We start from the raw sequence: 18,375 nt of genomic DNA on the forward strand, positions 1-18,375 counted from the left end.
TTAGTGGCTCTGTTTTTTTGATTAAAAACGAAACCATAAAGAGAATAGGTTTAATGGATGAGAACTATTTTTTGTACTTTGAAGAAAGTGACTGGACCCTCCGGGCAAACCAGGAAGGATTTAAAAGTTTATACATCCCCACATCCCACATATGGCACAAAGTATCAAGATCCGGTGGGGGAATATCAAATCCCATAGGATTATACTACATAACCCGTAACCGCTGGATTTTTATGAGGAAATGGGCTGGAAAAGAGGATTATTATTTCTTTTTAATTTTTCAAATTTTCGCTGCAATTATTCTACCCCTCTTTTTAAGTTTATTTTATCATAATTCTAATTTATTCACAGCATATTATGAAGGACTGTATAATGGCATAGTAACTAATGGTTAATTTAGTAAGGTGATTAATTTGGATATTTTAATTCTTCACAACACTTTTCTTCCAGATTATACTGGATCAAGTATTCGTTTATACAATCTAGTATCTAGAATTCCATATACCATCTCAGTTGTAACACCAGAAAAAATGGTAAATGGGGAATATTTCAGATTAAAAACTGAAAAAATTAATAACATTCAAATAGAGCGCGTTAAATCATTATCTCCTCCTTCAATATGGAAGATGCCAGTTTTTAGATATTTTTACCATGAAAAAAAGATATTCAATCACTGTAAAAACGAAAAGTTTGATATAATACAGGCCCGCAGTTTACCACCTTACATTGTAACCGCTTATAAATTACATGAAAAATTTAAAAAACCATTACTATTGGAACTTCATCCTCATGAAAAAGACGTTAACCAGTTTTATATGTTTTATGTAATGAATATTCTTAAAATTGCAAAAAAAGCTTCTCACACCATCACACTCACAAATTCACTTAAGAATTGGGTACAAAAAAAATATAATTTAGATTCTGAAAAGATCACTGTGATACCAAATGGAGTTGATTGCGAGAAATTTAAACCAAAAAATAAATCAAATACTGGAGAATCATTAAGGAATAAAATTGGAAACCCTGAAAAAATTGTGTTATATGCTGGCTATTTAGATCAAGTGAATGGAATGGACTTGCTGATTAAAACTATTCCCACCATTGTTAGAGAAAACCCAGAAATTTCATTTGTATTCATTGGAAATGGACCATATTATAATAAAATTAACCAGCTTTCGAAAAAAATGTCTCAAGTTAATTTATTAAAAACTGTTAACCATGAATTAATGCCTGATTATTATTTTACCTCTGATATTTTTATCATACCTCGCCCTTCAACCATTTCATCAGAATTAGTTACACCTTTAAAACTTTTAGAAGCCATGTCCATGGAAAGTGTTGTTTTAGGAAGTAATGTTGGAGGAATTAGTGAAGTAATAACGAGTGAAAAAAATGGATATTTATATGAAAAAGACGATCCTAAATCATTTTATGATTCTTTAATTGATATAATTGGAAAGAATAATAATAGAGTTGGGAAGAATGCACGAAAAACTATTTTAACAGAATATAACTGGGATAAATCTGCAAAAAAATTAAAAAACATTTATGATTCATTAATACATTAACTTAAAACAGCAGTTTAGATCATTTGAACTATGATTTTGAATGTTCATTCTCCTTTAGATAATGTCCTTATCAGAATTACGCAAAGAAATAAAGAAAATATTGAAAATAATCATGATAATATGAATGATTACAAAAGATTTGCTCAGAGAATAGGTTTAATTGGGTTTACTAACATTTTAATAGCCCTAAGCTCAATAATTCTACTACCAATTTTAACTAATAATTTAAACGTAAATGAATATGGAATTTGGATTCAAATTAGCGTTACGCTTAATTTAATGAGCGCATTAACAACACTAGGACTACCTTATACAATGGTAAGATATTTCCCTGCTTTTAAGAGTGAGGAAATCAAAGAAAGTTTTTATTCAATGGGATTTGTAATTGCCATTATTATTTTAACCGTCGCCAGTTTATTCTTTTTATTTTCAAAAAATATTTCCATAATTCTATTTGATGGTAACATCTTTATTACAAAATTATTTTCTTTAATACTTATTACTTATTGTTTAAATGCCTTTTTAACTAATTACTTTAGAGCTTTACAAAAAATAAGAAAATATTCCTTATTTACTTTAATTCAAACATATCTTATGGTAATATTAACCTATTATTTACTCAAAATAGGTTTTGGCCTTAATGGAGCAATTTACGGATTTTTAATTACTCAAATTATACTATTAATAGTCATGTTTTTATTAATTATCGCAGATATTGGGATTGGAATTCCCAAATTCAATAATATAAAAGATTATTTAAGTTTTGGCATACCCACAATTCCTGGAAACATATCTTCATGGATTGTTGATCTCAGTGATCGTTACATGATTAATATATTTTTAGGAATAAGTTTCGTAGCTTATTACTCTCCAGCATATACATTAGGGAATATCGTAACGATGATTTCAGGTCCGTTAGCCTTACTTTTACCAACAGTTTTATCTCAATATTACGAAAAAAATCAAATTGAAAAAGTTAAATCATTTTCCAAATATTCTCTTAAATATTATTTAATATTAGCTATTCCGACAGTTTTTGGATTATCTCTATTATCTAAACAAATATTATTAATACTTACAACACCTCAAATCGCTTTAAATAGTTATTTTATTACTCCATTAATATCTGTGAGTGCGCTTTTGTTTGGTATATATATTATTTTTCTTAATGGTATCTTTTTAGAAAAGAAAACTAAAATTTTAGGTTTATTATGGACCATTTCTGCAATTACGAATATTTTATTGAATGTAATTTTAATAGATTATATCGGAATTATAGGTGCTGCAATATCTACTATTATTGCTTATGGAATTGTATGTTTTTTCACAATAAAATATTCTACTAAATATCTCAATTTCAAATTTGATTTAAAATATCTACCGAAATGCATTATTTCATCTATAATTATGTCCATTATTATTGGAATTTTCAATCCAATTGGCATGATTAACGTTATAATTGTCATCATTGTTTGTATACTAATTTACACTATCAGTATAATTATTTTAAAAGTGATCACTATAGAAGAAATCAACGAAATAAAAACAATTTTATTTGGTTAAACTATTTAATACTGATTTTTATGACAACCAAAGAAAAAAATAAACGATTAAAAATTCTTTCAGTTCCAGCATGGTATCCCACAAAATTTAACCCTGTAAATGGAATTTTTATACAAGAACAGATTAAGGCTTCTAATTTATACAATGACAATTTAATTATCTATCCAAACAGTTTAGGACCACATCCAAACAGTTTTTATAATATTTCAGAAAATATCGAAGATGGTGTTAAAGTTTTTAATATTCGAACAAATTATTATTGGTTCTTTACAAAAATATTTTCTTACAAAAAAAACCCCAAAAATCTAAAAGAGGGGAATGAAAATATAATTAAAAGAAACAAAAAGATTTCAATAGTATTTACGTATTTAAATGTTATAATCAACAATACAATTTGGTTTTTCCTTGTACTAAGAATTTTGCGAAATATATTCAAAAATGATTTTAAACCTGATATTTTCCATATTCACGTTTTTACTGTTGGGGTTCCAATTGTTATTTTATCCAAATTGTTTAAAATTCCAGTAGTAGTAACTGAACATTACACTGGCTTTTCAAGAAGAAACTTGAATCGAATTGAAATGATTCTAGCTAAATATACAATGAATAATGCAGCAGCTATATTGCCTGTAAGTACTGGTTTAAAAAATCATATTGAAAATTATGGAATTAAAAATAATTTTTTCGTTGTCCCTAATGTTGTAGACACCGAAATTTTTCATCCCATTTATAAAAACTTAAAAAATGAAAAAATCAAAATGTTATTAGTTGCCAATATTACTCACCAAAAAGGTATTTATTACTTATTGCAAGCATTAAATAAGTTAAAGAAAAAAAGAAACGATTTTACTTTAGATATTGTTGGAGATGGTTGCGACAGATTAGAATATGAAGAATTAACTAAAAAATTAGGTTTAGATGAATTTGTTAAATTTCATGGTCTTAAAACAAAAAAAGAGGTTGCAATATATATGCAAAATTGCGATTTTTTTATTCAACCTAGTTTGTATGAAACTTTTGGAGTGGTTTATATTGAAGCAATGGCTTGTGGAAAACCAGTTATAGCAACTAATGTAACAGGACCTAATGAAATAATAAATGAAAATAATGGAATACTCATTCCACCTAAAAATATTAATGCAATAGTACATGCTGTCGATCAAATGTTAGACCACTATGATAATTATTCTCCAGAATGTATATCTAATTATATAAATAAAAATTTTAGTTACGAAATAGTTGGAAAGAAATTAGATGGGATATATAAGCAGATAATTAATGGTGACTAGATGGCTATTAAACCCCAAAAAAACTGGAATTCTATTGAAAAATACATAGAATATTTAAGACACTTTAAAGCATATCAATTTGCGAAAGATTACATTAAAAATAAAAACATTCTTGAGGTAGGATGCGGTAATGGATATGGAACACATTACTTAGCAAGCTATGCTAAAAAGATATCTGCAATTGATATTTCAGAACAAAATATCCAATATTGTAAAGAAAATTATTCAAAAAGTAATATCGAATATATAATGGGTAATGGAATTGATTTGCCTTTTGAAAAAAATACATTTGATACGATAATTTCTTTTCAAGTTATTGAACATATTAGTCCTAAATTAGTCCATCTATATCTTAAAGAAATAAAAAGAGTTTTAAAAGAAGATGGCATTTTTATTTTAACAACTCCTAATAAAAAATTACGTCTATTACCATTTCAGAAACCTTGGAATCCTGAACATATGATTGAATACAATAATAAAGAGATTGAAAAATTAGTTAAACCTTATTTTGATGAAACAAAAATCTATGGCCTATGTGCTTCTGAAGACATTTTTTCCATAGAGTACAATAGAGTTAAACAATCTTATTTAAGAATATTTCTTATAAATCCAGCAGTTTCAATTTTTAAAAAGTTTAAGTTTATTAAAGGATCGGAAATGAAGAAAAATAAATATAACTTGTCCAATTTTACTTTAAATAAATATTCAATGGATGATTTGAAAATTGATTATAATTGTCCGCCTAAATCTTTAGATATAATAGCATTATGCAAAAAAACAAGACAATAATAATATAGGACTTTTTAAAAGCCAAAAATTCCAATTTTTCCAAACCCACAAATTAGTCAGAACTATTGATTAATCTCCATGTTCATAATAACTTTATGTAGAATTTAATAACTTAACAACTTAATTCTAAATTTTCCAATTAGAGATACGAGTTTAAATAATTTCAAGATATTTCGTATTTCTTTTGCACGCATATTCCAAGAATTCTTTTTTAGAAATTCTATGCGCTCATCATTAGAATATTTCCTCTCAAATCCATTAATTACCATATTGTTTAATAAGTCCAATAAGTCTTCTGTTGTTGAATAAAAATATAAAAATTTAGAAAAATATTCCAATTCTTTGTAATATACCGAAATAATCGGTTTATTGTAATTTATGTATCCATATATCTTGCCAGGGTCTGCAGCTTTTATTTTATCGTCCACATTGAAGGGAACAATTAAACAATCAAAATCCTTAACATGGTTATAGATTTCATTGTAATTGACTGGTCCATGAAAATTGATTCTACTATCTTCCAATACCTGATCCAATTCACATGGCCCAATGAAATGGTATTCTATGTTATTTATTTCTTTTAACGTTCTTTTTATCTTTGTAAAATCTATCCATTTCGAAATAGTTCCCACATAACCTATCTTAAAAGTTTTTTCAGTTTCAATACTTCCTGATCCTTCAAAATTCAATGGTTTGGGAATTATTTCACCACTATAAGCATTTCGAATTAGGAATAGTTTATCTTCACAGTGATATGTGTCAATCAATTTATTAAAAAGATAATTGGAAGATGTAAACACTAAAGAAGAGTCATTTATTAGTTTTTCTTCTAAGTCAATTATTTTTGATTTATCCTCAAAATCAAAACCAGTTGCCAAATCCATACAATCATAAATTATTTTGCAGTTATTTTCAGGAATATAATCATACAATTGAGGATAGGTAATCCAAATAATATCTGGGTTATACTTTTTCAACAATAATCTGAAGTAAATTCGCATGTAAACCTTATTCAAATTATATATGCTATTATTTTGGTATAGTGGAAGCCTAAATGCAGGTAAAATATTTAAGTTATTATCGGTATCCGAAATAAACGGATTTTGAAAGAGATAACGTTTACTACAAAAATGGACCACAGTTACATCATAAAAATCAGATAACCCCTCGGCGATAAAATGGGGCCTTTGTTTAATCCATCTCCAATCAACATGCATGATATACAAGATTTTTTGTTTCATAAAATCACATATCATCCAATTATATTAAATCTTCAAAAACCTCAATATACCTTTTCGCAATAGTTTCCCAGTTAAAATTATGTTTAACCAAATTAAATCCATTCTTAGAGAGAATAGTTCTTAATTCTTTATCTTTAATCAACTTTTTTATCGCTTCTGATATTCCATGAACATCTTTTTCTTCAACCAGTACCCCAATTTCATTATTTGTAATTATATCCGGAATACCACCCACATTGGATCCCATAACTGGAAGCCCACAAGCCATGGCTTCCAGTAAAACAACACCCAATCCTTCGGTATTCCCCTGGGAGTCCACAATAGAGGAGAGTACAAAGAGATCAGCAGAATTGTATACCATCAAAAGTTCATCATCAGATATATTGTTCACAATTTCCACTTCATCCCCCAGTTCCAGTTCATAGATGAGTTCCTTTAATTCAGATTCTAGTGGTCCGGATCCAACTATCTTCAACCTGGCATTTGCATGTTCATCTAAAACCTGGGGCATTGCCCTTATAATATACTCGAATCCCTTTCTTTCAATCAAATAACCCACTGAAAGAATTTGGAAGATATTCTTATCCTTGTATACTTCCAGGGGTCGGAAAAAGTCAGTGTCCACTCCAAAGGGTATAACCTCAATTTTATCCCCATCCAGACCTGCTTCCAGGCAGAATTTCCTGGTGGCAGTGCTGTTGGTTATGGTCTTTGAGGAGTTATTCACCAGCCATCGAAGGGCAAAGAGCAGATGGTACCGTTTGGAAAGATGAACTTCTTCACCATGAATGGTGTTAATGTAAGGGATCCCGTAAATTTTTTTCAAAAAAATCCCGCCCAAACCATTGGGTATGGGCCATTGTACATGGATAACATCCATTTTCCTTAGCTTTAATAATGAATGAACAACGTTGAAGAAAAGGAAAGTTAAAACCTGAATTTTGACTAAAAAACCCTCTTTAACATTGTCGATCATTCCCGCTCTTCCGGAAAGTTTTTCAAACCTCTGGGGGTAGAAGTAGTGAAATCTTTGCACCTGCACCCCCTGCAGGGTGTATTCTGTTTCACCACCAGTGTAAGGAGCAAGAACATGGACCTCGTGTCCTTTCTTCACTATCTCCCTCATTAATCTATGGACAAATATGCCATGGGGGTCATCTTCAAAATCAGGGTAGGCAGAGCTGATAATTCCAATTTTCATCAATACTTATTTAACTCTCTCATATAATATAAAGTCGCCAACCTTCTTTACCAACCTATAGTTGGTTAAATTCAAGGCCCCCACCCTGGAAAAGTAGTAATCCGCATGATTATTATCCAACACCTGATTATAATCTTGCATATCCTGTTCTGTGAAATTATAATCCTTGGCACCAGTGTAGATGGTTTGATTGCACCTGAATATGGGCATTTTACCCACATCCATCCGGAGGTGCCAGGCAGTGTAGGGCCAGAAATCAGAGTAGATCACCTTGTTTTTATAATCAGGGTCATGATGTTCCAGCCAGGAACATATTACTGCTGAATTTTCATTCATTTCCTTTAAGTGGACATTGGTTGCAGATATAACTGGCATATAAGCCAGCTGAAGTAATAGTTAGGGTTATTAAGATTGAACTGAATAAGATGTGGGCCAGGTTCTTGTCCCTTATTTTTAGGTTAAACTGAGATGTGGCGAGTTTAAATCCCCGGATAAGGAAGTAGGTTAAGGGGGGAATCATTACTATGACATATCTGAAGTCTTTTATGGCATATGCACTGTGAAATATGAAAAAAGCCATGAGCCAGGAAAGAAATAGAAAATCAAAGTCCATATCTCTTATTTTATATTTTTGGAGCAAATTGTATGCAAGGAATAAAAAGGAGAAGAATATCACTTCACTGACAAGGTAATGAATTCTGTCAAAGGTCAAACCAAAAATTATTAAGATGAACACTGCCAAAAACAATTTTTTTCTTAGTAAGCACTGATTGTGCCCATTTATCCTTTAAAAATTGTTTAGAGCTCTTTTTCTGTTTATTTAGTTTAAACCCTCTTATTAAAAATAAAATTAACCCTAAAATAATTACTAGAATAAGAGCCATCCCTTCAAACCAGGTGGCAAATAGCATCAACTTAAAGTAGTACAAAATATCAGGGTTATAACTCAGGATCATTGAGGAAGCGGTTTCCGATGAAATTGAACTTGTTTTAAAGAAATTTGCTAAAGAAATAAAAGTATTCCCCAATTCCACCTGATACAAATGGAAAATGAGGAAAGGAATCATGATAGAGATGCCTACTCCTACAAAAATGTCCTTCCAGGGTTTAAAAGTATCCCTATTGATTAAAATGTAAAGTGACACTGGGAATATGAATAAAGCTGTTGAATAACGGGTGAAAAATGCCAGGGTTAGCAGGGGAAAGGCTATATAAAACATTCGAGTGTTCTTTTTAACGGCCAGAACTGTGAATAACAAACCCCAGATGGCTATACAAACACTGGGAATGTCGGTTAAACCTTCAGTGGCAAAGGTGAGTACTATGGGGTAAGTAACGAATAGTAATGTTCCCAGTAAACTGCTGAAAACATCAAAACGAAGTTTAAAAAGCAAGTATAAGCCAATGGAACCGAAAACAAATATTAATCCGTCAATGCACATGATGGGCCAGGTAATCAAGGTTTTTTCAAGATATAATGACCCTAAAATGGACATCAGTGGGGGTCTCAGGGGATCGTAGTATCCAATATCATTACCCGCATAGAAAGCAGCATTGGCCAGTAAGTCATAAGTATCCCAGATCGGCCCAATATCCGAATGTACCCGGAAACAGCAGTAGGTAATACATCCCACCATTAAGGTTAGAAATAGTAAACCTAAGATGTTGGATGGATGAATAAATTTGGAATTATCTAAGTTAACCACAAAACCCCCATCATACAATCAAGATGTAATTTAATATGATGTTACAAAAATACTTATAAATATTTTTTGCTATTTACCGGGGAAATACAAAAAATAAGATAGTAAGAAAAGAAGCAAAATAAGGTATTGTCACTCGACAACTAATCTCTTTTGTAGAGTGTTACTGAGCCAAACTGTTTAATAGGCTTGTAATTGTAGAAATTCAGTCCTTTTCTCATTGAAAAGTAATATTCTGCATTATGAGATTCCAATTCACTGTTGTAAGCAATTATATCCTGTTGTGTGAAGTTATAGTCCTTGGCCCCACAGTAGAGCACTTCACCATCCCTGAATATGGGCATTTTACTAATATTCATGCGCAGATACCATCCCGAATAGGGCCAGAAATCAGAGTAGATCACCTTGTTTTTATATTCCGGATCATATTGAACAAACCAATCACTGGCAGTAATAATATCTCCATTCAGGGTTTGCAACTCGATGTTGGCTTCGTGTATGCCTGAAAACGAGGACAGCGTTGAAAATAAAACTAGGATTATTAAGAATGATGCCATGGCCAGTTGAGTGATATTATGACCCTTAAACTTAAACCCAAACTGGGACACTGCCCAGAAAAATCCCCTCATCAAGAAATAGACCGTGGAAGGGGCCATGCCCACAAAATAGCGGTAATCTTTAATTATATAGATACTGTGGAATAGGAAGAATGTCATTCCCCATGATAAGAATAGGAAATCAAGATCTAAGTCTTTAAATTCTAAAACTTTTATCCAGTCATAGAATAAATAACACAATATGAAAAATAATGTCTCCGATATAAGGTAATGGATTTTTTGGATGGTTAAAACAAATATAACCAAAACAACCAGGAGAACTATGATTTTTCCTTTATTTTCCATTAATTTGTGAATTTTATCATTATTAACACCATTTGAAATGGTTTTAATTCGAAATCTGTTAAAAATATACAGGATCATTCCCAACAAAAAGATAAAAAGGACTCCTATTGACTCTGGGCCTATTAAATAGGGTAACAGCTTGACAAAGTAGAAGAAATCAGTGTTATAGGCAAAGTGCATTCCACCGGCTGCCGATGCTCCGGAACTGGATCCGAAAAAGTCCAGGAATGGATAAATTGGACTTCCGAATTGAGCATAGAACATGAAAACTGGAATTAATAGTGCAAAGGAGATTACTATTCCGATTAGAATATCCCTTACATATTTTAGATCTTTAATCTTTTCCCAGTTAATAAGTAAATATAAGAAAATCGGGAAGATCAACAATGCCATTGAAAAGCGGGTTAAAAAGGATATCATTGCCAGGGGGAATGATAAATAGAATAACCTTGAGTCTTTCTTAACGGCCAGTACGGTGAATAGCAGCGCCCAAATGGATAGGCATACACTGGGATTATCTGTGAATCCTGCTCCAACGTAGGTGATGACAATGGGAAAAGTGGCAAAGATTAATGCTCCCAGAAAACTGGTCAAATCATCAAAGCGCAACTTGAATAATAAGTATAATCCTATGACTCCCAGAACGAATATCACACAGTCAATGGCGGCAATGGGCCACAGGGCCAGACCATCAACACTGTAGTAGATGGCAGTCAGGAATGACAGGAAGGGGGGGCGTAACAGGTCAAAGTAACCAACTCCCTTACCGGCCATTAGGGCGGCGTTGGCCATGAAATCATAGGTATCCCACACCGGACCGATGGATAGTTGTATCTGGAAACAGTTATAGGTTATGAAGCTTACAATTAAGGTTAAAGCCAGTAAAAAGATAACAGTTGAGGAATGGCTTTTTATCTTGTCAAAGAGATTATCAGAAATTCCAGTCATCATATCATGTTTAATATTCCCTTTATATAACTTTGAGTCCTTTTCATATTACCAGTAAAATCATACCACAAACCCTTTCAAATTATTCCCAAAATAGTTTCTAAAAAAAATAGTTTATTCAAAATACAAATCATCATTCATCCGGGGCACCATGGCCATCAGCACACACTGTTCGGTGTTTCCAGTGCGGTCCAGCATTCCCTGGGTGAGGTGGCTCACTGCACCTGTTTTCTGTCCTAACTTATCCACACCCGTAACCTGGTCCATTACATCCCCCACTTCCTTACCACCCAGAACCTGTTCTATGACCATGGGAGGGTATTCAAAACCAGCACTCACTCCCAGGGTGATTTTTTCTCCATCGTAGATGGCACACCACTGCAGATCCAAGTAACCGGTTATACTGTGCGGTACCTCCAGTAAACCTGATTCTATACCCACGGAAAGATCAAAATCTGGAGAAAATACGTTTTTTGCCCGGTTGATGGCTCCCTGAACTGTGACCTCCAGTCCTATGGGCTGGTCTGGCACACCAGAATCCACGTCCCGGTCTTCCACTTCCACCGCAGGGTAGATCTTCTCCAGGATATTCTGGGTGGCCTTTAACTTCACTGGATTTTTAGAAGCAACCACAATCTTCATTTATTCACCCTTTTTAATCACCGTTCCCCGGGGATCTATTTCTCCCCGGCGTATGCGGGTGGAAGATATGGGTTTACCATCCTCGGCCAGCACCATGCTTATGGTGATAATGTCCAGGGATTTCATACCTTTCTCCCGGCGTATTTCATTGATCTGGAAGGCGGTGGGCTCGGTTTCCGGACTTACCACTATGGCTTCAACAGTTTCATCATGTACCGTTACTCCGTAGGGGTCGTCCAGCCGGGATATACTGTAACCAGAACGTCCTTTGAGCAGAGAGTTCAGGTTGGACATGCGCACGTTGCAGGGCTCTATTTCCCCCTTCATTCCCCCGAACTTATCGGAGGTCACTCCTATCAGGACTTCTTTTCCCACCTGGAATGCCTTGTTTATGAGTAAGCGGTGGCCCTGGTGGAATTTATCAAAGGTTCCTCCCACTGCCACCCGGTTATATTTGGTTGAGGTCATGCTTGTTATCCTTAATTATTATGGTGAAATTACTATGAACAGGAAATTTTTTAAAAGATGTAAATGACTCCCCATCAGTTCAGGGACTCAAAATGTAGATATCTTGATTATATGGTAAACATGATAATAAACTATGCTCTTGGAACACAACGTGGTGGTGAAGGATCCCCTCCGGATAGGGCTTCGCTTCGCTTCATGCTACCCCAACCTTTACCGTAGTGCCATGTCCTCACTGGGTTTCCATATTATCTACGACTTCCTGAACCACCAGGAGGATGTTTACTGTGAGAGAGTGGTCTACCCCTATGGTAAGAGTCTGGAGACTGGTTCCCCCCTGAAGGATTTTGACGTGGTGGGCTTCTCCCTCCAGTACGAGCAGGACTACCCCCATGTACTGGAAATGCTGCGTCAAGGTGGTTTAAAGGTTCGGAGGGAAGATCGATCACCCCAGGACCCCCTGGTCATTGCCGGTGGTCCCTGTGCCAGTTCCAATCCCCTGCCCATGTCCCAGTTCGTGGACCTGTTCCTGGTGGGTGATGGTGAAGTAATTCTACCACAACTTCTGGAGAAAATAGCCCAGATGGATAACCCCCGCCAGGATATGGATGCTTTACTGGACTTGGAGGGGGTTTATATCCCTGGTAACAAAGTGAAACTGGTTCAGGTGGAGGATATGAATGATGCCTGGCGCCCGGTGAAACAGGTTTACCCGGAAACAGATAACCCGGACCTGATCCCGGCTTTTGGAAGGTCATTTCTCCTGGAGGTTTCCAGGGGTTGTGCCCGGGGTTGTCGTTTCTGCATGGCAGGCTGCATGTACCGGCCCCGCAGGGAAGTGGACCTTAAAACTCTTTTAAAAACAGCTGAAAAGGGGAGAAAATCCACTGGCCTGAATAAGATTGCCCTCATTGGTGGTGCTGTTTCTGATTACTCCCAGATCGAAAAATTGTGCCGTGAACTCCTCCAGAGAGAATTCCAGGTAACCACCCCCTCCCTGCGTATTGAATCCATCTCCCCTGACCTTCTGGAGAGTTTAAAGGAAAGTGGTCTCAGGACCATTACCATTGCCCCGGAATCCACCTGGAGACTCCGTAAACTGGTGAACAAACCCATCACCGACCAGGATATCCAGAGGACCATGGCGACTGCCTTTCAAATGAAGTTGAATGTTAAGCTCTATTTCCTGGTAGGACTCCCCACGGAAACACAGGAGGATCTGGAGGACTTAGTGGATCTGGTAGGGGATCTGAAAGCTATGGCACCACACCCTGATTCTCTCCGTATAAGTGTCAACCCATTCATACCAAAGCCCCACACACCATTCCAGTGGGCAGAGTTCAATCTTAAGGAGACCAAAGGCAAGGTGAAATTCCTTAAAAAACACCTGAAAAACAAACATTTTAAGGTGGAAACCCCCAACAAATCCCTGGTACAGTACATACTATCCCTGGGGGGTACTGAAATGGCGGATATAATTGAAGAATCTTCCCAGGGAAGAGTTTCCCTCTCAAAATGGAAAAAACTAACACCCCACATCAGTGGTAGCGAAACTCTCCCCTGGAAAGACATAGATGTGGGGGTAAGTGATGAATTCCTGGAAAAAGAATATGAAAAAGCCCTTAAGGGCGATTTAACACCATGGTGTGAGACTTTTGGTTGTTATGACTGTGGAGCTTGTCTTTAAATGATAATTTTCTTTTCATTACCCTAACGAACCTTGATTACCCTGAAATATTGATTTTTATATACAATTTCCCCTAGGGAATCGCCGGGCAGAGATTCATCCCATATAAAATAGTAATCAATTTGATAAAGATCCAGATCCCTCCTTAATTCCAGACTGGACTTATTTCCGGTGATTCCATAATATTGGTCATCTAAATAATATCCGAAATAATCCATTATTTCCCAATGGTCGTTGGAAGCTATGTTACCCTTAATCCCATGTGATTTTAAATCCATACTGACCATATAAGCACCGGAACATGCCCCAGAATAACTGTGCAGTAATGATATAGGGTAGAATGCCAGACACAGTATCAGTACAATGATAAGTGATACATAAATTTTTTTCATAAGATATCTTTCTTTATATAGCATATTCAAAGTATAAAATCCCAATATGATTGATAATATCAAAACAAACCATAAATATCGTTCCTCAACCAATATTATAAGATATCCACTTAGATAAATTAGCATTGTGCCTAAGATTATAACTAAGTTATTTTTGATTGACTCTTTATCCGTTTTAAAAAACAGAAATAATGCCATTATAATGGTAAAAAATGGGATAAACATGAGATTAAACGAAAGTAGTATCAAATCATAAAGGTTACCTAAAATAATCCTGATTTGATGTTGGAAATTCTGTGTTGATTTAAAGGGATTCCATTTATTTATATGGAAACAACTGGGATCATCCCATGAACTAGTTGAAAATTCATGGGGAGGTTTTATGAGCCCTTGACTAAAGATAGGGTGGCCACTAGAGTTAGGGCCAGCCAGTGCATAATTATAAGATCCCGTTGTCCCTATGGTTATGGTCCCGTATTTTTCACTGATCATTCCCACCCAAAGCCCACTAATAACTAAAAATACGGATAACCCCAATAAAAAGTTTTTTTGAATGGTTTTCCTATCCCTAGAGAATTTTTCAACATAAAAGAGATTAACGACCATAAAATGAATTAAAAAAAAGAAGAACACATAACTTTTTGCTAAAAAAGCCATAACTCCCAAAAATCCAGTTAAAATCCCCATAAGCCATGTTTTTCTATATCTTTCATCCATTAAAAAATTCATATAATATAAAAGGGTACAAACCACTAAGAAGTCCGGACTAATGTAGTTAAATGTAAAATATAACATAAAAGGCAGTAATGCTAATAATGTTATCGTCTTTTGATAATTATCCATACTCAATTTGGTTAAAATTGAAGAAATGGCTATGAATGTAAACAGACCTATAATAATACTCAATATTTTGGTTGAAATAACATTTTCTAAATTTCCAGGCCATATATAGATAAATGGTACTAAAAGCCAGGAATATAACGGACTCCAGTAACCATTAATAGCTTGGAAAATGTGTCCATTAAGATAATTCGTGGCGATATTTATGTATGATATACCATCAGAATTGATGATATATTCAAAATTAGGAAATATAATGACCGAGAATAGTAAATACAATCCTAAAACAACAATTAAGTTACTTAGTCCCCACTTCGTTGGATTAACACAAAAACCCCCATTTAATGAAATTATTCGAGTTATGGGTATAATTAATTTTAGTAATAAATAAATATTTTTATAGTATTCTGCTGAGTTAAAATTAACTAAAATTAAAAGCTTTTCATAAACTAATTTTAAATAAAAATCATTCAGAATTAACTGACCCATAACCTGATTTTCCGGATTAAAACCGCCAGTCTCCTTAAAAAGTGTACCAGAAATCTGTCCGGTGCCCGTATCCACCGGGCGAAAATTCCCCTTCCCAGTTCAATTTCCCTTTTAACTGATTTTATCTCTTCTCCCGGGGAGTATTTCACATAAATTGGAATTCCCAAGACTATAATCAGAACTCCAGTTAATATTTCGTTGAATTTACATTGGGTCATCATGTAAAGTGATATAACCACGCCCAACACCGGAATCAACCAGGGCAGATTGATACCGCCATCGTACTTCTTTTTGAGAGGGAACACCGCCAAACTGGTTATGAGGTAGCAGAATAGAAGGGTGAAAACCGATAATATGATAAGCTGGCTGATACTCCCCAATATGGAAGCAACCCCGGTAAAAATACCCTGTAATGCCAGGGCAACGTAGGGGGTCCCGTACTCGGGATGCACTCTGGCAAAAAATCCGGGTAAAAGCCCATCTCCTGCCATGGCATAGGGTATGCGGGCAGATGATAATATTCCTGCTTCATCTGAGCCTGAAATTGAAAATAATGCCCCTACTGTCAACAATATCGCACCAAATCCTCCTAAAAGTGCACTCCCCGCCAGAGATAGGGGTGCACTGCTAGTACTGAGCTCCATCCAGGGCACGGCCCCCAGAATAACCAGATTGGTGACCAGGTAGAATATAATGATCACTCCCATCCCCAGGATTATGGCCTTAGGAATGGTCTTTTTAGCATCTTTAATTTCATCAGAGGGCACAGTAACCAGTTCAAAACCCACATAGGCCCAGAATATCAGTACTAGAGCACTTCCCATCCCTCCCCAGCCCAGTGGTACCAGGGGCGTGAAGTTAGATAGAAACAATCCCGGGTTGAACAGGAAGTACACTATCCCAAAGAGGGTGAAAAGGAGGATAGGGGCCAGTTTGAGAATGGTCAAAACATCATTTAACCTACCAGCCTCTTTAACCCCATAATAATTTATCAAGGTCAAAATCAGGATAAAAAGGATTTTTACTATTACCTGCAACCACTGAGGCATGGTTGGATAAAAATATAAAAGATACGAAACGAAAGCCAGGGGAAAAACTGCTATGGCACTCCAGGATGCTATTAACAGCGCCCAACCAGCCATGAAACCGGCAAAATCTCCGAATGCTTCCTTAGCATAGGCATAAGGACCACCAACCCGCGGTAAAAGTGAAGAACACTCGGCAAAACACAGAGCAATGGTAATGGCCATTAAACCAGCAAGTAACCAAGCGAATATGGAGGAGGGTCCCAGGTAACCGGCACCGAAGGCAGCGGCAATGTAGATATCAGCCCCCACAATGGTTCCAATTACCAAGTTGACCACATCAAAAAGTCCGAGTTCCCTTTTCAGATAAGCCATAATTTCATTTATATTATCAGATAAATAAAAAAACTACTCAATAAAATAAAAATCGGCAGAGATTTTCAAACGGTAATTAACATGAAACCTGTAAAAAGAGTTCAATCCATTGATCTATCTGGAATCCGTAAAATGTTCGATATGGTGGGGGAAAATTCCATCAACCTGGCACTGGGTGAGCCCGACTTTGACACTCCCCAGTACATCCGCGACGCAGTAAAAGATGCCCTGGATGAAGGTTTCACCCACTACACGGGTAACACCGGAATACCGGAACTCCGGGAAGCCATAACCAATAAGTTACAAAGGGAAAACCACATTGAAACCTCCCCGGAACAGGTCATAGTAACGGTGGGGGCCAGCGGGGCACTTTATTCCAGTATCAACGCCCTGGTAGAAGAGAAGGATGAAGTCATAATCCCAGATCCGGGTTTTGTGGCTTACGATGCCTGTGTGAAACTCAGTGGAGGCCGATCCATACCGGCACCCCTCAGGGATGAAAATGAGTTCCAGATGAAGGCCGAAGATGTGCTGGAACTGGTAACCCCCCACACAAAGGCCATTGTAATAAATTCTCCCGGCAACCCCACAGGGGCGGTGATGGAGAAGGAAGATGTGAAGGGACTGGCTGATATTGCCCATGATCATGACCTTATGATTATCTCTGACGAGATCTACGACCAGATCATCTATGAAAAGAAGCATTACAGTCCGGCACGTTACTGTGATAAGGTTATAACCATTAATGGATTTTCCAAGACCTATGCCATGACTGGTTTCCGTATTGGATACCTGGCAGCACCCTCAGAAGTTATGGAAGATATTTTAAAAATACACCAGTACAGTGTTACCTGTGCCACTTCCATCTCCCAAAAAGCAGCACTGGCTGCATTGCAGGGACCCCAGGACAGTGTCAAAGTAATGCGTGATGAATTCAAAAGGCGCAGAGATCTGGTGGTTGGCCGGCTGCGCAGTATGGGAATAGACTGCCATCAACCCCACGGAGCATTTTACGTGTTCCCCTCGGCGGAAAACCCAGAAAAATTAGTGGAAGAGGCCCTGAAAAAGGACGTGGTTCTGGTTCCTGGTTCTTCCTTTGGTAAGTACGGGGAGGGACACTTCCGAATATCTTACGCTGCCTCCTACCAGGATCTGGAAAAATCCATGGACCAACTGGAGTCTTTGCACTGGTAAAGATAATTATAAACAGCCCGATTCTCCCCTCCAATTTTTTCTTATTAAAAATAAAATCAATA

At 35.8% G+C, this 18,375-nt stretch carries 16 protein-coding genes (1 of these 16 running past the window's edge); 7 read left to right on the forward strand and 9 right to left on the reverse strand.

The features are described from left to right. The 5 genes in view from QC759_RS07640 to QC759_RS07660 are tightly spaced (at most 30 nt apart) and all read left to right on the forward strand, a layout consistent with a single transcriptional unit that may run on beyond the window. Positions 1-395, forward strand: the 3' portion of a protein-coding gene (locus QC759_RS07640; protein WP_048072098.1) for a glycosyltransferase family 2 protein. The gene continues 631 nt to the left of window position 1, outside the view; only the last 395 of its 1,026 coding nucleotides appear in the window; the start codon falls outside the window, past its left edge; it ends in the stop codon at positions 393-395. Between the two features lie 18 nt (positions 396-413). Continuing rightward, entirely contained in the window at positions 414-1,568 is a 1,155-nt protein-coding gene (locus QC759_RS07645; RefSeq protein ID WP_048072099.1) for a glycosyltransferase family 4 protein, read from the forward strand. A 30-nt stretch (positions 1,569-1,598) separates the two neighbouring features. Continuing rightward, entirely contained in the window at positions 1,599-3,131 is a 1,533-nt protein-coding gene (locus tag QC759_RS07650; protein ID WP_279845459.1) for a lipopolysaccharide biosynthesis protein, read from the forward strand. 20 nt (positions 3,132-3,151) lie between these two features. Continuing rightward, positions 3,152-4,420 carry a glycosyltransferase gene (locus QC759_RS07655; RefSeq protein WP_048072100.1) on the forward strand — a complete coding sequence of 423 codons (1,269 nt, stop codon included), beginning with the start codon at positions 3,152-3,154 and terminating at the stop codon, positions 4,418-4,420. Beyond that, on the forward strand, positions 4,421-5,209 hold the full coding sequence (locus QC759_RS07660; RefSeq protein WP_052659949.1) for a class I SAM-dependent methyltransferase: 789 nt from the start codon (positions 4,421-4,423) through the stop codon (positions 5,207-5,209). It abuts the gene before it with no gap. A gap of 104 nt (positions 5,210-5,313) precedes the next feature. Here QC759_RS07660 and QC759_RS07665 read toward each other — a convergent pair whose 3' ends face one another. From QC759_RS07665 to QC759_RS07695, 7 genes are all read right to left on the reverse strand, one after another. Next, positions 5,314-6,450: a glycosyltransferase family protein gene (locus QC759_RS07665; protein ID WP_048072101.1), complete on the reverse strand. Its 1,137-nt coding sequence runs from the start codon at positions 6,448-6,450 to the stop codon at positions 5,314-5,316. Positions 6,451-6,469: 19 nt separating this feature from the next. Then, a complete protein-coding gene (locus QC759_RS07670; protein ID WP_082055691.1) occupies positions 6,470-7,651 on the reverse strand; it encodes a glycosyltransferase family 4 protein in 1,182 nt (393 codons plus the stop codon). Positions 7,652-7,657: 6 nt separating this feature from the next. Further along, entirely contained in the window at positions 7,658-8,026 is a 369-nt protein-coding gene (locus QC759_RS07675) for a hypothetical protein (RefSeq protein WP_144405518.1), read from the reverse strand. A 326-nt stretch (positions 8,027-8,352) separates the two neighbouring features. Next, complete coding sequence (locus tag QC759_RS07680; RefSeq protein ID WP_048072104.1) at positions 8,353-9,357, reverse strand: glycosyltransferase family 39 protein; 1,005 nt, start codon at positions 9,355-9,357, stop codon at positions 8,353-8,355. Between the two features lie 140 nt (positions 9,358-9,497). Continuing rightward, entirely contained in the window at positions 9,498-11,207 is a 1,710-nt protein-coding gene (locus tag QC759_RS07685) for a glycosyltransferase family 39 protein (RefSeq protein WP_052659950.1), read from the reverse strand. Positions 11,208-11,318: 111 nt separating this feature from the next. Further along, a complete protein-coding gene (gene yjjX, locus QC759_RS07690; RefSeq protein ID WP_048072105.1) occupies positions 11,319-11,846 on the reverse strand; it encodes an inosine/xanthosine triphosphatase in 528 nt (175 codons plus the stop codon). Continuing rightward, entirely contained in the window at positions 11,847-12,314 is a 468-nt protein-coding gene (locus tag QC759_RS07695) for a phosphopantetheine adenylyltransferase (protein WP_048072106.1), read from the reverse strand. 133 nt (positions 12,315-12,447) lie between these two features. Between QC759_RS07695 and QC759_RS07700 the strand changes: the two genes are divergently transcribed. Beyond that, positions 12,448-13,998: a radical SAM protein gene (locus QC759_RS07700; protein ID WP_048072107.1), complete on the forward strand. Its 1,551-nt coding sequence runs from the start codon at positions 12,448-12,450 to the stop codon at positions 13,996-13,998. 23 nt (positions 13,999-14,021) lie between these two features. On the opposite strand, the gene QC759_RS07705 is transcribed toward QC759_RS07700, so the two are convergent. Together QC759_RS07705 and QC759_RS07710 are read right to left on the reverse strand one after the other, a co-directional pair. Next, on the reverse strand, positions 14,022-15,794 hold the full coding sequence (locus QC759_RS07705) for a hypothetical protein (RefSeq protein ID WP_144405519.1): 1,773 nt from the start codon (positions 15,792-15,794) through the stop codon (positions 14,022-14,024). Beyond that, complete coding sequence (locus QC759_RS07710; RefSeq protein ID WP_048072108.1) at positions 15,707-17,119, reverse strand: amino acid permease; 1,413 nt, start codon at positions 17,117-17,119, stop codon at positions 15,707-15,709. Before QC759_RS07710 ends, QC759_RS07705 begins: the two co-directional genes overlap by 88 nt. An 81-nt stretch (positions 17,120-17,200) precedes the next feature. On the opposite strand from QC759_RS07710, the gene gntC reads away from it, so the two are divergent. Next, positions 17,201-18,313, forward strand: coding sequence for a guanitoxin biosynthesis PLP-dependent (S)-gamma-hydroxy-L-arginine cyclodehydratase GntC (gene gntC, locus QC759_RS07715; protein WP_048072109.1), 1,113 nt, complete (start codon positions 17,201-17,203; stop codon positions 18,311-18,313). Positions 18,314-18,375: the final 62 nt, after the last annotated feature.

Source organism: Methanobacterium formicicum, from assembly GCF_029848115.1.
GTDB lineage: Archaea > Methanobacteriota > Methanobacteria > Methanobacteriales > Methanobacteriaceae > Methanobacterium > Methanobacterium formicicum.

Bases quoted from the DNA above. Each gene is read 5' to 3' on its own strand.
- QC759_RS07670 (WP_082055691.1), bottom strand. From the start codon at position 7,651: ATGAAAATTGGAATTATCAGCTCTGCCTACCCTGATTTTGAAGATGAC.
- QC759_RS07675 (WP_144405518.1), bottom strand. From the start codon at position 8,026: ATGCCAGTTATATCTGCAACCAATGTCCACTTAAAGGAAATGAATGAA.
- QC759_RS07660 (WP_052659949.1), top strand. From the start codon at position 4,421: ATGGCTATTAAACCCCAAAAAAACTGGAATTCTATTGAAAAATACATA.
- QC759_RS07685 (WP_052659950.1), bottom strand. From the start codon at position 11,207: ATGATGACTGGAATTTCTGATAATCTCTTTGACAAGATAAAAAGCCAT.
- yjjX (WP_048072105.1), bottom strand. From the start codon at position 11,846: ATGAAGATTGTGGTTGCTTCTAAAAATCCAGTGAAGTTAAAGGCCACC.
- QC759_RS07700 (WP_048072107.1), top strand. From the start codon at position 12,448: ATGCTCTTGGAACACAACGTGGTGGTGAAGGATCCCCTCCGGATAGGG.
- QC759_RS07710 (WP_048072108.1), bottom strand. From the start codon at position 17,119: ATGGCTTATCTGAAAAGGGAACTCGGACTTTTTGATGTGGTCAACTTG.
- gntC (WP_048072109.1), top strand. From the start codon at position 17,201: ATGAAACCTGTAAAAAGAGTTCAATCCATTGATCTATCTGGAATCCGT.
- QC759_RS07695 (WP_048072106.1), bottom strand. From the start codon at position 12,314: ATGACCTCAACCAAATATAACCGGGTGGCAGTGGGAGGAACCTTTGAT.
- QC759_RS07665 (WP_048072101.1), bottom strand. From the start codon at position 6,450: ATGAAACAAAAAATCTTGTATATCATGCATGTTGATTGGAGATGGATT.
- QC759_RS07655 (WP_048072100.1), top strand. From the start codon at position 3,152: ATGACAACCAAAGAAAAAAATAAACGATTAAAAATTCTTTCAGTTCCA.
- QC759_RS07650 (WP_279845459.1), top strand. From the start codon at position 1,599: ATGATTTTGAATGTTCATTCTCCTTTAGATAATGTCCTTATCAGAATT.